At 40.3% G+C, this 12,528-nt stretch carries 18 protein-coding genes; 7 read left to right on the top strand and 11 right to left on the bottom strand.

Annotated features, from left to right (window positions below; translation table 11 throughout):
* Positions 1–37: 37 nt before the first annotated feature.
* The 6 genes from QZT69_RS01255 (at position 38) to QZT69_RS01230 (ending at position 4,452) form a co-directional block, all read left to right on the top strand.
* Positions 38–709 (top strand): hemerythrin domain-containing protein, encoded by a 672-nt coding sequence (locus tag QZT69_RS01255; RefSeq protein WP_294669767.1) that lies wholly within the window; start codon positions 38–40, stop codon positions 707–709.
* A gap of 191 nt (positions 710–900) precedes the next feature.
* Positions 901–1,749 carry a thioredoxin fold domain-containing protein gene (locus tag QZT69_RS01250; protein ID WP_294669766.1) on the top strand — a complete coding sequence of 283 codons (849 nt, stop codon included), beginning with the start codon at positions 901–903 and terminating at the stop codon, positions 1,747–1,749.
* A 108-nt stretch (positions 1,750–1,857) separates the two neighbouring features.
* Positions 1,858–2,457, top strand: coding sequence for a hypothetical protein (locus QZT69_RS01245; protein ID WP_294669764.1), 600 nt, complete (start codon positions 1,858–1,860; stop codon positions 2,455–2,457).
* A 313-nt stretch (positions 2,458–2,770) separates the two neighbouring features.
* Entirely contained in the window at positions 2,771–3,208 is a 438-nt protein-coding gene (locus tag QZT69_RS01240) for a peptidase M23 (RefSeq protein ID WP_294669762.1), read from the top strand.
* Positions 3,209–3,461: 253 nt separating this feature from the next.
* A complete protein-coding gene (locus QZT69_RS01235; protein WP_294669761.1) occupies positions 3,462–3,614 on the top strand; it encodes a lmo0937 family membrane protein in 153 nt (50 codons plus the stop codon).
* 280 nt (positions 3,615–3,894) lie between these two features.
* Positions 3,895–4,452: an AraC family transcriptional regulator gene (locus QZT69_RS01230; protein WP_294669759.1), complete on the top strand. Its 558-nt coding sequence runs from the start codon at positions 3,895–3,897 to the stop codon at positions 4,450–4,452.
* An 89-nt stretch (positions 4,453–4,541) separates the two neighbouring features.
* On the opposite strand, the gene QZT69_RS01225 is transcribed toward QZT69_RS01230, so the two are convergent.
* The 11 genes from QZT69_RS01225 to rplS all read right to left on the bottom strand — a co-directional run bounded on the left by QZT69_RS01225 (position 4,542) and on the right by rplS (position 11,861).
* Positions 4,542–4,838, bottom strand: coding sequence for a hypothetical protein (locus QZT69_RS01225; RefSeq protein ID WP_294669757.1), 297 nt, complete (start codon positions 4,836–4,838; stop codon positions 4,542–4,544).
* A gap of 113 nt (positions 4,839–4,951) precedes the next feature.
* Complete coding sequence (locus QZT69_RS01220) at positions 4,952–6,313, bottom strand: aldehyde dehydrogenase (RefSeq protein ID WP_294669755.1); 1,362 nt, start codon at positions 6,311–6,313, stop codon at positions 4,952–4,954.
* Between the two features lie 45 nt (positions 6,314–6,358).
* Positions 6,359–6,727: an MlaD family protein gene (locus tag QZT69_RS01215; RefSeq protein ID WP_294669753.1), complete on the bottom strand. Its 369-nt coding sequence runs from the start codon at positions 6,725–6,727 to the stop codon at positions 6,359–6,361.
* Positions 6,728–6,797: 70 nt separating this feature from the next.
* On the bottom strand, positions 6,798–7,277 hold the full coding sequence (locus QZT69_RS01210; RefSeq protein WP_294669751.1) for an MlaD family protein: 480 nt from the start codon (positions 7,275–7,277) through the stop codon (positions 6,798–6,800).
* 31 nt (positions 7,278–7,308) lie between these two features.
* The gene (locus QZT69_RS01205) at positions 7,309–8,244 is read right to left on the bottom strand and encodes a carbon-nitrogen hydrolase family protein (RefSeq protein ID WP_294669750.1); all 936 of its coding nucleotides are present in this window, start codon (positions 8,242–8,244) and stop codon (positions 7,309–7,311) included.
* A complete protein-coding gene (locus QZT69_RS01200; RefSeq protein ID WP_294669749.1) occupies positions 8,235–8,852 on the bottom strand; it encodes a GNAT family N-acetyltransferase in 618 nt (205 codons plus the stop codon). The genes QZT69_RS01205 and QZT69_RS01200 overlap by 10 nt, the downstream gene beginning before the upstream one ends.
* A complete protein-coding gene (locus tag QZT69_RS01195) occupies positions 8,828–9,229 on the bottom strand; it encodes a ketosteroid isomerase-related protein (RefSeq protein WP_294669748.1) in 402 nt (133 codons plus the stop codon). The genes QZT69_RS01200 and QZT69_RS01195 overlap by 25 nt, the downstream gene beginning before the upstream one ends.
* Before the next feature lie 82 nt (positions 9,230–9,311).
* Complete coding sequence (locus tag QZT69_RS01190) at positions 9,312–9,527, bottom strand: Kazal-type serine protease inhibitor domain-containing protein (protein ID WP_294669747.1); 216 nt, start codon at positions 9,525–9,527, stop codon at positions 9,312–9,314.
* Positions 9,528–9,538: 11 nt separating this feature from the next.
* Complete coding sequence (locus tag QZT69_RS01185) at positions 9,539–10,438, bottom strand: M28 family peptidase (protein WP_294669745.1); 900 nt, start codon at positions 10,436–10,438, stop codon at positions 9,539–9,541.
* A 158-nt stretch (positions 10,439–10,596) separates the two neighbouring features.
* Positions 10,597–11,376, bottom strand: a complete 780-nt coding sequence (locus QZT69_RS01180) for a hypothetical protein (RefSeq protein WP_294669743.1) — start codon at positions 11,374–11,376, stop codon at positions 10,597–10,599.
* A gap of 128 nt (positions 11,377–11,504) precedes the next feature.
* Positions 11,505–11,861: a 50S ribosomal protein L19 gene (gene rplS, locus QZT69_RS01175; protein ID WP_294669741.1), complete on the bottom strand. Its 357-nt coding sequence runs from the start codon at positions 11,859–11,861 to the stop codon at positions 11,505–11,507.
* Between the two features lie 185 nt (positions 11,862–12,046).
* Here rplS and QZT69_RS01170 point away from each other — a divergent pair, with 185 nt between their 5' ends.
* On the top strand, positions 12,047–12,484 hold the full coding sequence (locus tag QZT69_RS01170) for a RimK/LysX family protein (protein ID WP_294669740.1): 438 nt from the start codon (positions 12,047–12,049) through the stop codon (positions 12,482–12,484).
* Positions 12,485–12,528: the final 44 nt, after the last annotated feature.

Raw genomic sequence — 12,528 nt, 5'->3', positions numbered from 1 at the left:
CATTTGTTTAAGTTGATTTTTACAATTCATAACTGAAATGAAGGAAGAGCAAAAAACGAAATTGGGTGCAAGTTTGACAGACCGTTTATTGGAAGAACGACTGAATAACATGCCAGTTTTTGATGCTTCCGAAGATGCTTTGAACCGTTTGGTAGATCTTGCCAGGGAGGGTGTTACCGAATTTCCGAAAGAACTGATCCATCAGGTAGAAATTTCGGACATGCTTCAGGCACTAAAAAAATCACACGGAAATTACCTGAATACCAAACTTCCGGAAATTGAACAGTCTATTTACAATCTATACAGTAAACAGGCCGATTCAGACAATGTATTGCTGATGTTGTGCGGTTTCTTTATTTCTTACCAAAAGAAATTGGTTGCTCACATTCAATACGAAGAAGTTTTCCTGTTCCCTTATATTGAATCGTTATTGGAATTCAGGAAATCAGGAACACCAATTGACCGGGAGCGTTTCGGGAATTTTACCTTGAAGCAGTTCTTTGAGAACCATTCCAACCTGGAAGAAGACCTGAATGAAGTACGAAATAAGATCACGGAAAATATAGCAGGTCTGAAGACTCCTTTGGCTTTCCGTATATTTATGACCCAGTTGGAGCATTTTGAAAAAGACCTGGCAATACATGCTGTTTTGGAAGACGATGTGCTTTTACCGCGCCTGGTAGAACTGGAAGTTCATTTGTTGGGATAGTTGAAAAAGTTCAAATGCTTGCGCTAAAGCTTCAGCATAGGCGCAAAGATTCAAAAAAGTTCAAATTCCGGAAAAATCCTGACTCTTGACTCAAATGGTCCTGGCTCTCTCGTTGACATTCCAATTTTCTCTTCCCGATTTGTTTGGCTTGATATTTGTCTTTTCGTAACTTCAACAAAAAATAGGATATAATGAGACTGACATTTCTTGCCATAATAGCGTTAATAAGCGCACATTCTTTTAGCCAGATTACTTTCGAACACGGAACCCTGGATGAAGCATTGAAAAAAGCAAAAGAGGCTAAAAAACCTTTATTCGTAGATGTTTTCGCGGTGTGGTGCGGACCTTGTAAACAGATGGCGGCAACTGCTTTCGTTGATCCTGAAGTGACAGCTTTCTACAATTCCAACTTTATTTCTTTGAAATTAGACGGAGAAAAGAACGATGGTCCTGAAGTGATGCATAAATATGGTATCAGTGCTTATCCTACATTGTTGTATTTCAATGCAAACGGAGAGCTGGTGGCAAAAGTGGTTGGCGGTCAACAGGCAAAACAACTACTTGCAAAAGGAAAAGAAGTTCTGAATCCGGAAGGAAATCCGGTTTTCCTGGCAAACAAGACATACCAGAAGTCTAAAAAGAAACGCGAAGATCTGAAGGCTTTTGTGAAAGTTTTGTCAGATAATGAGCATGATTCTTTGACCAAATATGCGGCAGAGTATTACCAGAAATACCCAAACCTGGATTTAAAAGATCCGGTTGAATTACAGGTGTTTAATAGTGCCGTTCATGATTATAAATCTCCTTTGAGCAAAGAATTCCTGAACAACGAAGAAAACGTGAAAAACCAGGATGCGTATCTGGGTAAGATCAACGATTATTTCATGACAACTTTCCAGCAGGCGAAAGCAGCCAATGATTTTGAGATTATGCAGAACATGGTAGTGGAAATTTATCCTTATCTGCAGAAGTGTGATATTCCCGACCTTCCTTCCCAGGCAGATTACATGGAATATGTGAAAAGCCAGTTTGTCCGCTGATTCGGGTGAGATTTATGTAATAATCAGGGAATTTTTTGTAATGGTAATGCTTTGATATTGAATGACCTTTGTAAGAGAGAAGAAGGTAGTACATTAAATATTAAAGTTATGTCAGAGCAAGAGAGAAACACAGGTTCCGATACGAATCAAAATCGTGATCGCGAGCAGAATCAGAACCAAAATCAGGGATCTGGTCAAAGTCAGTCTACAGGTTCAAATCCGAATACGGGTTTTAACCAAAACCAGGGTAACCCGAGTGCTCAACGTGAGGATTCGCAGACTAAACAAGGTCAGGGAAATCAAAACCAGGGTAATTCGGGAGGCAATCAGTGGAATGAAAGAGGGAATGAACAGGATTCCAACACAGGTACAGGTACCAACATGCATGCAAACCAGGGATCCGGCCAAAATTCAGGTACAGGACAAAACACTGCACCGTTCCAAATTACGGGCAATTGGGGACAGCAATCATCCCGATTAAAGGATAAGTATAGTCAGCTTACAGATTCCGATCTGGATTTTAAACCCGGGCAGGAAGATCAATTGATGAACCAAATCGGTACAAGACTCAACAAGTCGCGTGATGAAGTCACAAATATCCTGAACGAGTTTAATAATCCGAATCACAATCAGCAGAATCCATCCAATAAGAACCAGTCTGATCAAGGCCAGTTTAACGAGGATGAAACTGATCGATTCACGCTGTAATAATTGTTTTTAGATGTGTAAAAAAGCTAAAAGCTACTATTAGTTGATTAATAGTAACTGTTAGGTTCTATCTAGAGAAGGGCGCCGGTCAATTTGACCGGCGCTTTTTTGTGGCTGAGCCCCGTTTCTTAAGTATTCAAACACAAGGCTTTTTTGAAATAAAGGCATAGAGAGAAGTCAAAAGTATCTTTAACAATCCTTAAGGCTTCTGTAAAATATGCAATTAATGAGTCGAATCATGTAATGTTTTAAAAGATTTCAACTCGCATATTTGTTACAGGTGAAAACAAATTCACTGTTAATCTGGATAGTCATGAAAAGAATAATAATCCGCCTGGGATTATCACTTTTGGTAGTCATTCTTGCGAGTTGTACAGATACCGGGTCAAAGAGAGTTGACAGAGCTGCGGATGGGGTACAGGATGCAAAAGAAGATTTGGACCAGGCACAAAGAGAATATGAGGAAGAGGTTGCCGAATACCGGCGTTCCGTTCAGGAAGATATCGATAATAACAGACTTGAAATCGAGCGCCTGAGAGCAGAAAAAATCAATGCTCGTTCGGATGTCATTCAAAGAAGAAATGAACGAATTGAAGCACTGAAAAAGCGCAATAATGAAATGGAAGCTCGTATGCAGGAAATGAAAAATACGAGAAGAGAAAACTGGCAGGAATTTAAAAGAGAGTTCAATAATGATATGGATGAACTCGGACAAGCTTTTAGAGATCTTGGAAAGGACAATGTCAAGTAATACAAATAAGAGTCTGCAACGGCAGACAGTAATAATAGCAAGCCTTTGCACGGTCATTGAAGAATACCATGTTGATAGGTTAAAATTGGTTTTTAGAAAAGGAATCCGCTGTAGAAATGCTGCAGCTCCGGCCTAAGCATACAGCGGACTCCTTTTTTATTTCAACGACCTTATAGATTTCAAAACTAACAGACAAATTTCCGGCCCGCTCCGGCGGACGGGAAAAATTATTCACCAATTAATACAAATGATCATGAGAGCAATATTGAGCACCATAGCAATTATAGTAGTTATCGGTTGGGCCATCGGGTACTTTGGTTACCATACCGGAGGTTTATTTCACTTAATTTTGGTAATTGCACTGATAGCAATAGTTTTGCAGCTGATTCCGGGAAGAAGGGATTAATGATATATGTGAAGTTTAATACAAAACCATTTGGCAATATGTGTTGTTGAATGGTTTTTTTTGGGTTTAAACGGTAGAATGGAAATGTGAAATAATTATAAAACATAACAATGTTATTTTGCTGCACGTTTTTTTCGTTGTATCTTAGATCCATAACACACGCACAACATTATTACTGAATTTATAGCATATTAAAATTTCTAAGGGATTACCAATATTTTTCTGATACCTGAATAACTAAGTGAACAGAGTTAGTTTTTAATTTAAAAATTAAAGTGGGATGAAGTTATTTATTAAATACATGGTAAGTCTTCGTTGTAAGATGATTGTGAAGGAGGAACTTGCAAATCTGGGTTTGCGCCCGAGTAAAGTAGAATTGGGAGTTGTGGAGGTGAAAGATCATGTGTCTGATGAACTTCGTGAAAAAATACGGATAAATTTGTCCAAATGCGGACTGGAACTGTTGGAAGACCGGACTAGTATCCTGATAGAACAAATAAAAGGGGTTGTTATCGAAATGATCCATTACTCGGATGAAGCCCCAAAAGTCAATTATTCTGATTACATCAGTGAAAAACTCAACTACGACTACACATACCTTTCAAATGTGTTTTCTAAAGTAAAAGGAATTACGATTCAGCAATTCATTATCATGAACAAGATTGAGCGCGTAAAAGAGCTTTTGATGTACGATGAAATGAATCTCACAGAGATTTCTTACAAGTTAAATTATAGCAGTGTAGCGCATTTGTCCAATCAATTCAAGAAAATCACCGGGCTTTCTCCGTCTTTCTTCAAACAGACAAGACATGAAAGGAGTAACCTGGAAGCATTCTGATAAGATTCAAAAAAAATTGGGTATTTGAAAAAATCTTACTCAAAAAAACAACAATTAGTCCAATAAGTTCAGCATTCAGAATGTTGAACTTATTGGTTGTCTTCTTCTAAATCAGTGTGATTTTCACCGCCCAGACTGTAATAATTATTTTCTTCATCTTCATTACCGGTATCTTCCTGTTCATCATCCAGTTCTGAGCCGGGGACGTCCAGGTTTTTGTCAATGGAAGATTCATTGAAAGACTTCTTCCTGACAGGGTTTTCAGGGTCAAGGTCCTTTTCTTCTTTATCGGTTCGATAAATATCCTCACTTGCCGGATAAGCCGGATACCCTGGAAATTGTTCCTGATCTTTTCCGTCTTTTTTGCTTGATTTCTTTGTACTCATGACTTTCGTATTGATCAATCAATTTACGAAAATTCCGAACAAGAATTAGTGCAGGTATGAAAGGATTCTCTTATATCATTTACAGATTCAAAACATGCTGGTTTTGAATTTCTCTACAATCCCATCAAGCGCTTGATCCATTTCAGTTTTCCTTCGGAATAGGGTGGATATTTGAGCTTTGTTTCAAACCAGGTTGCTTTTTCCAATACGCTTTTGTAATGAGAAAATGTTTTGAATCCTGCTTCACCATGATAGGATCCCATTCCGCTTTGCCCCACACCGCCAAATGGTAAACGGCTGTTGGAAATATGCATGATAGCTTCGTTGACTGCTCCGCCTCCGAATGAAAGTTCGTTCAGTAATTTGTTTTTTATGGAATTGTCATTAGTGAAGACGTAGCAGGAAAGCGGTTTTTCACGCTTTTTGACCTCTGAAATGGCCTCTTCCAAAGACTCATAAGTGATTACCGGTAGAATTGGGCCGAAAATTTCTTCCTGCATGACCGCATCGTCGAAGGTGACGCGGTGCATTAAAGTCGGCTGGATAATCCGTTCTTCTTCCCGGATTTCTCCACCGAAATAGATTTTCTCTTTATCGATCAGTTTCTTTAGGCGCTCTACATTCCGGTCGTTGATGATTCGGATGTAGTTTCCATTCTCCACGGAGTAGCCTGCTTGTTCGATTTCTGCTTTTGCCAGTTTTAAAAATGCATCTTTCATGCTTTTTGGGAGCATTACATAATCCGGAGCAATGCATGTTTGGCCCGAATTGAGGAATTTAGCCCAAATGAGCCGCTTGACACCCATTTTCAGATTGGCTCCTTCGGTAAAAATGGCAGGGCTTTTTCCTCCGAGTTCCAATGTAACGGGAGTGAGGTGTTTAGCGGCTGCTTGGTATACAATTCTCCCTACATTGGTGCTTCCGGTAAAGAAAATCTTGTCGAAGCGTTGTTCGAGTAATGCGCTTGTTTCATCAACTCCGCCTTCTACAACCCGGAAAAATCCCGGATCAAACGAGTTGTTGATTAACTCTGCTAAGATCCTGCTGGTATTGGAAGGAAGTTCGCTGGGTTTCAGGATAACGGTATTTCCGGCAGCTATGGCCGCAATGGCTGGAGCTAATGACAATTGATAAGGGTAATTCCAGGCGCCAATGATCAGTGAAACTCCCAATGGTTCCGGAATGATGTAACTTTTCGCCGGGAAGTTCACCCAGTTTGTCCGAACGCGTTTTCGTTTCGCCCACTTTTTCAATTTGCGGCAGGCTTCATCAATATCCAGGAAAACAAGCCCGAATTCATTGGTGAAAGTCTCGAAAGGGGATTTGCCGAAATCAGCGTAAATGGCTTCGTTCAAGCGATTTTGGTTCGACAATAACAGACTCTTAAGCTTTTGTAACTGCTCCGTTCTGAAATTCAGGTCCTTCGTTTGATTGGAATTGAAAAATACGCGTTGCTGATCAATGAATGCTTTCATAGTCTTAAGTTAGCAAAATAAGCAGATCATTGAAAACAAAACGCTTTAAAATTGTCTTCTCTGGATATAATTTAAAGTCTCAATTTTTCCAGTGATTCTATCTGACTTAGAGAAGTAGCGGCTGGATTTTCCCTTCGTTACATAAATAGCATTACTCAATAAATCTCTCTCCCGGATAATGAATTTCGAATCGTTTGGTAAACCTTCAATATCCAATAAAATGTGAATGTTTACGGTAATATTCGGTTTGATTACCTGGCCTAAATCAGTTACACAGCCAATTGTTTTACCATTACAAATCACTTTACTTTGTGCAGTGATTCCATGAGAGTTTTCGAAATTAATAACCAACTCTCGGTTCGATTGCCCACATGAATAAAGTAACAATAAAGAGAAAATGAAAAGAAGTCTCATAGAGTTAAGATAGCTAAAAATTGATGATGCAAAAATAAACTTCGTGCGCTTAGTGCACCTGGTGGTTTCTCTATTTCGTTTTCTCATTCACTTCATGCACCTCTTTTTTGATATCGCGCAATTCATGCAGCATGGAATCCTGGGTTTGAGCAGGCTTTTTGAAGCTTTCATCCATCATGTCATTGAATTCCTTACCCCAGTCAATTTCCTTGATGGCTTTACCGTTCACGTGGTCAGAGCTTTTTAAAGCATATTTCGACTTTCCGGGAATAACATAAAGTGCGTTGCTGAAGATACCGTCTTTCGCGATCAGGAATTTGGAATCGCGCGGTAAATGATCGACTTTATCTAAGTGGATATGAACGTCAATTTTATAATCCTTGCTGAACTCGATTTCAGTAACGGTTCCCACATCCTGCTTTTTGATGATCACATAATCGCCTTCGTCCAAACCGTTGATTTCTTCAAACGAAATAACCAGGTCACGCTTGGGATCACTGCAGGAAAACAAAAGAACCGAAAGGGAAAAGATGATGAGGAATTGTTTCATTTTAAAGGTATTTGGAAGTAAAGATAATTGATTAGATTGATTGCGAAACAGATTCCATTTCCTCATTCTGTTTCTGTTTCAAAGAAACGACTTCTACAAAACAAGATTCATCCCGAATTTCCAGCTTTTGACTGTGTTTGAAGTTCAAAACCTGACCGTTCTCGCGTATTTCGGTGTTTTTAGAAAGATCCAGTGTTTCGATCAGCCAGCCGGATTGTTGTGCTTTTTCTTTTGCGAGAATTCCTTCATCGTCGAAATTGCCGTCCGGTGAGGAATAGAAGGCCGTGTAACCGTAATTGATATCGACTGCAGGTGACCACAATGCTTCTCCGATTGTTTGAGAAACACCGGTAAACAGTTGCTGCTCCATGGCTCTTGCCCGGGCGCCAATATGCACGCGCGTAGCGCCTTTCAGTGTTTCCGTGCAGGAAGGCACTAAAATGAACTCAGCACCGGCTTCTGCCAATAAATGACCTCCAATCGGAAACTCGATATCGAAACAAATCTGAACGCCAAATTTCCCGAACCGGGTGTCGAATACCCGCAGAGCTCCGTCGGAACCGGAGATTCCCCAGGATTCATCTTCGAAACGGGTCATAAAATGTTTGTCCTGGTGGGAAAAGGTGTTTTCGGTAAACACAAAGCAGCGATTTACGGTTTTTTCTCCCAAATCAACCGGAAAGCTCGGTGCAACGATGACACAGTGGTATTTCTGAGCAAATTCCCGGAACGATTCGATGAAATAGGGCAGAAGCTCCTGTATTTGATCGATCTGAAGTTTCAAATCATTTCTCACAGCTTCTGAAAACAGAGAAGTTAATTCCATGCTTCCGTATTCGGGAAATACCAGGATTTGAGCGCCTTGAGAACACGCATCTAAAATCCAATTTTCGGTGTGTTTTTTCCAATCTTCCAATGATTGATGGAATGTGATCGGGTATTGTGCCAATGCAATTCTTACTTCCATTCTTTGGTCCAAAAAATCAGTTCTTTCTCAGTTTCCTGTGTTTCGTTCCTGTCGAGCCATGCCATGCGGCAGGAATAATCCTGCTTTTTGTACCCGCGTTTCGTCCAAAAACCATCGTTCGGACGGTAAGCCGCCGGCCGAAGCGGATGGTCCTCCGGTCGGATAACCGAGCAGAAAGCGGTTGTTGTAAATCCGTTTTCCAAAGCATGTTTTTCGCGGACATCAAAAAAAAGATGTCCTATTCCACGCCCCCGGTATGTATCGAGTAAAATACTTTCTCCAAAATAGAAGATTTCGCCGATGTTCATTCCGCTGTCCAAAAATGGCTGCTGTATTTCTTTCGTTTCAGCGATTAAAGGCATTCCAGTGGTTGCGCCTACAAGTTGTTCGCCATCAAATACGCCAAAAGCAATGCTCAACGGATTTTTGGTATAAACCTGCAGGTAGTTTTCTTCGTATTCTTGTGAGCCTTCATACAAATAGGGGAAATCGTAAAAAACGCGGATGCGTAATTGTCCCAATTTCGGGATCAGTTTTGCAATATCCGGCCCAATAACGGATTCGTAATGTAATTGATCCACCTTTATCTGGAAACCAGTTCGATCCATAATTCCAGGTTGTAATACGTGGTTACCCGGCTTATTTTTCCTCCTTTTACTTCTAAAAATGCAGCTGCGGGGAGCACGTATGTTTGTCCGTGTGCCGGAGGTAAACCTTCTTCCGCTTTTTTATATGTTCCGTGAACCACGAATTCAGCTGCAATGCGTCCTTCTGTTTCGGACGAAAAGAGCACCATATCTTTCAATGTTTCGGAATAACTGGTATCCATGTGATGCATGAATTCTGTAAAGAGTTTTTTCCCGATACGGGGCGTTCCCTGGTTGGGCTCGTGTTTGATGTTTTCGTCTACTAAGGACAACATTTTGTCCCAGTTTCGGGCATTGAATGCGTCGTAATACGCTTTTACGATGTGTAAACTTGTCATATTATAAATTCAATAATTATCAATTATCAAGCTTTCGGAATCCGAATCGTAGCTTGATAATTATTCCATTCATAATTGATAATTAATTCGGGCATTCCCCTTTCACATATTTCGTGATTCCATGACACTGCGCAGTGCAGGCGTTGGAATAAGTTTTATTGTTGCATCCGCAAACCGGATCATACTGCATCGTGCAGACACAATCTTCTTTTACTTTTTCTTTACAGTCTTCTGTTTTATTACAGCTTTTAGCCGAAGCGCCAACTGCTAATATCGAAGCGAATATCACTAGTTTCATAATCCGTGAATTTACGCTAAGATACTGAAAAAAATGCCGTCAATGACCTTTGCCATTTTGGAAATATTCAGGGTTCCCATCTCATCTGTTTTCTGGTGGTAATTCTTGTTCCGATAAAAAGCTGTGTCTGTGACCATACAGGCGCTGAATCCCATTTTCCAATAGTTCAAATGATCCGAAAAGTCTATACCGGTTAGTGATTTCGGACCGTTGAATTTCCTGACCGGAAGTTGCGCTAAATGGTTCATGTGTTTGGTGAATTTCCGGGCAGTTTTTCCTTTGCTGAATTTGTTGACAACTGTGATGTAATTTCCGCGCGAACCATAAAATAGTTTCAGGAATCGAATAGGGTAATCCTGGGTGTGTTTCTCCTCTTTGAAATACCCGATCATTTCCAGGCAGATCATCCCGGAAATCTTCGCATGAGATTGTTTGAGCGACTGTGCATGAATGTAAGATCCCATGTATTCCGTCCGGAAAAATGGCGGTTCTTCCAGTGTGTAAGCGACCAATTCGATGTTCTTATGCTGTTTTTGTGTTTTCAACAGACGTGCAATTTCCAGTAAACCTATGATCCCTGAAGCGTTATCATCGGCACCTTCCTGGTTGCCGCACACATCGTAATGCGCTCCGATCACCAAACGTTCATGAATAGTGTCACCGAATCGGGCCACGACATTTCCATAAGTGATTCCGTTCACCAGGTATGTTTGATAAAAAACGGTATCAGCATACTGCCTGAAGTAACTGTAAATGAATGCGGCTGTTTCGTTCAGCTGATCCGGATTTTGGTAATTGCGCGGCTTGGATGTTTTGGTGAGTTCAATCAGCAATTCTTTGATGCGGGTAGTATCTGATTGAGCAGATATGTTTAGGCTGAAAAGGAAAAGAAGCGGGAAAATGATCTTCATGTTTTCGGATTGAGATAAGTTGTACAACCGGAAAGTTAAAATGTTTAATGGAACCGTGAGTTGAAAAGATTGGAAGGTTTGGTATGATTGATTGAATGGTTGCTGAATTCGAGGAGAATGTGTTTGCTGATTCGGAATCAGGAACTCGTAATTCGTAATTATTTTAGTGTGAAATCCACATGATAATGATCATCGTGCAGGCTATCGATCAGATCACTCAGTTTTGTCGCAAAATAAATACCGCTGGCTTTTAGTTTCTTCCCGTATTCGGTCGCAAACAGATTGTCCTTGAGTGCAATTTTTAGAATGACTTTCTCGATCTTTAATCCTTGTTTTTTTGCTTCTTCATTCAAGATCAAAATGTGCCGGGCCATTAGGTTAAAGTCGATTGAATAAGTCGGGTCTTCCGTGTAAATCCCGTTCTCGTCGAAATCCATCAGGTAATGTGGAAGTCCGATGGTGTTGAAATCTGTGCATGAAACTCCGTTTTTCAGGAGCGGCGACATGAAATCAACGCTCAATCCATTCTGATGCGTTCTGTGAGGCCAGATCTTTCCACCGTGTTCATTGGAGCATTCCATCAATCCGAATTCAAAGGCTGGAAGCAGTGTTTCAAATTTTTTGTAGGTAGCCAAAACCGTCCGGTTTACTTTTTCGTGAGTGAAAGCGTGTTTATTCAGGTAGCTTGTAGTATCGAAGTAAATGAAGTTTGGACCTTTGAAGGGAAAAATGCGTCCATTCTTTAAAGTGCCATTGCTGACAGTTCCCGAAGAAATACTCGGAGAAGTATTAGCTTGATAGTGATCGTATAATCCCTGTACGGGATTGGGCTTGATGCTCTTTTCAGGGATTGGCTGAGAAACGGATTTGGTGGATTCGGTTTGACCGGTGCATGATTGAATGACCAACAGCAAAAAAAGAATGGGTATAAATTTCATAGCTGCACATAAACAAAATTGGTGCCGTAATGACATTGTAAAATGAGGGCAATGAAAAATGAGGGCAATGAAAAACCCCGACGTTCGCAGCGCGAAGTCGGGGTCGTATATTGAGAATAATCTTCGACTTAGTGAGAGAAGCTTCTTTTTTCTTTGATACGTGCTGCTTTACCAGTAAGACCACGGAAGTAGAAAATACGTGCACGACGTACAGCTCCACGCTTGTTTACTGTAATTGTATCGATGAAAGGAGATGAAATAGGGAAGATACGCTCTACACCTACGTTTCCTGACATTTTGCGAACTGTAAACGTTTCAGTTGTACCTTGACCACGACGTTGTAAAACAACACCCTGGAATTGCTGAATACGCTCTTTGTTTCCTTCTTTAATTTTGTAAGATACAGTAACTGTATCTCCAGCTCCGAATGCTGGGAATTCTTTCAATTCTACTAGTTCTTTTTGAAGCTCTCTGATAAAATCCATGACTCTAATTTTCTTTCACTATCCCATAATTGGGGGTGCAATATTAGGAATAATTTTTCATTTTAGGATAGTTTGCCCTAACTTTTTTTTATTTGAAGCCATTTTTCTCATCTCAATCGCTTTTTTTCTAATTTCGATTACCGAATAACAAACTTCTTTACAAAGATAGCGAGAATATGGAGGTAGTGGAAAAGAAAATACTCGGGCGCAAGGATTTGGTTTCCTTTCCCGCATTTGAGCTGGAGAATGTACCTGTAAAAATTGATTCGGGAGCTTATTCCAGTTCCATGCATTGTCAGTCGATAGAAGTAGTGGAGTTCGGTGAGAAAGAACAGCTCCGGGTTGTCTTCCTGGATTCCGGGATCTCCGGATACACCGGGAAAGAAGTCATTTTTGACGATTTTAAAACGAAGATCGTGAAAAGTTCCAATGGCATAGCTCAGGAACGCTTTTTTGTTAAAGGAACCGTTCGGTTGTTCGGAAAAACATATGAAACCGTATTTTCGCTGACAGAAAGGACCGGTTTAAGAAACCCGATTTTATTAGGCCGCAGGTTGTTGAACAAACGTTTTTTGATTGATACGTCCAAAACGAACTGTTCCTATAAATACGAGAATAAATAAAGAAATATATTGATCGAAGGAAAGGGATGAGCCTTTCATGAAAA

Source organism: uncultured Fluviicola sp. (assembly GCF_902168135.1).
GTDB lineage: Bacteria > Bacteroidota > Bacteroidia > Flavobacteriales_D > Crocinitomicaceae > Fluviicola.
Note: the sequence above shows the minus strand (reverse complement) of the source record. Positions and strands in the feature narration are given on the sequence as shown.

Bases quoted from the DNA above. Each gene is read 5' to 3' on its own strand.
- QZT69_RS01255 (WP_294669767.1), top strand. From the start codon at position 38: ATGAAGGAAGAGCAAAAAACGAAATTGGGTGCAAGTTTGACAGACCGT.
- QZT69_RS01250 (WP_294669766.1), top strand. From the start codon at position 901: ATGAGACTGACATTTCTTGCCATAATAGCGTTAATAAGCGCACATTCT.
- QZT69_RS01245 (WP_294669764.1), top strand. From the start codon at position 1,858: ATGTCAGAGCAAGAGAGAAACACAGGTTCCGATACGAATCAAAATCGT.
- QZT69_RS01240 (WP_294669762.1), top strand. From the start codon at position 2,771: ATGAAAAGAATAATAATCCGCCTGGGATTATCACTTTTGGTAGTCATT.
- QZT69_RS01235 (WP_294669761.1), top strand. From the start codon at position 3,462: ATGAGAGCAATATTGAGCACCATAGCAATTATAGTAGTTATCGGTTGG.
- QZT69_RS01230 (WP_294669759.1), top strand. From the start codon at position 3,895: ATGAAGTTATTTATTAAATACATGGTAAGTCTTCGTTGTAAGATGATT.
- QZT69_RS01225 (WP_294669757.1), bottom strand. From the start codon at position 4,838: ATGAGTACAAAGAAATCAAGCAAAAAAGACGGAAAAGATCAGGAACAA.
- QZT69_RS01220 (WP_294669755.1), bottom strand. From the start codon at position 6,313: ATGAAAGCATTCATTGATCAGCAACGCGTATTTTTCAATTCCAATCAA.
- QZT69_RS01215 (WP_294669753.1), bottom strand. From the start codon at position 6,727: ATGAGACTTCTTTTCATTTTCTCTTTATTGTTACTTTATTCATGTGGG.
- QZT69_RS01210 (WP_294669751.1), bottom strand. From the start codon at position 7,277: ATGAAACAATTCCTCATCATCTTTTCCCTTTCGGTTCTTTTGTTTTCC.
- QZT69_RS01205 (WP_294669750.1), bottom strand. From the start codon at position 8,244: ATGGAAGTAAGAATTGCATTGGCACAATACCCGATCACATTCCATCAA.
- QZT69_RS01200 (WP_294669749.1), bottom strand. From the start codon at position 8,852: ATGGATCGAACTGGTTTCCAGATAAAGGTGGATCAATTACATTACGAA.
- QZT69_RS01195 (WP_294669748.1), bottom strand. From the start codon at position 9,229: ATGACAAGTTTACACATCGTAAAAGCGTATTACGACGCATTCAATGCC.
- QZT69_RS01190 (WP_294669747.1), bottom strand. From the start codon at position 9,527: ATGAAACTAGTGATATTCGCTTCGATATTAGCAGTTGGCGCTTCGGCT.
- QZT69_RS01185 (WP_294669745.1), bottom strand. From the start codon at position 10,438: ATGAAGATCATTTTCCCGCTTCTTTTCCTTTTCAGCCTAAACATATCT.
- QZT69_RS01180 (WP_294669743.1), bottom strand. From the start codon at position 11,376: ATGAAATTTATACCCATTCTTTTTTTGCTGTTGGTCATTCAATCATGC.
- rplS (WP_294669741.1), bottom strand. From the start codon at position 11,861: ATGGATTTTATCAGAGAGCTTCAAAAAGAACTAGTAGAATTGAAAGAA.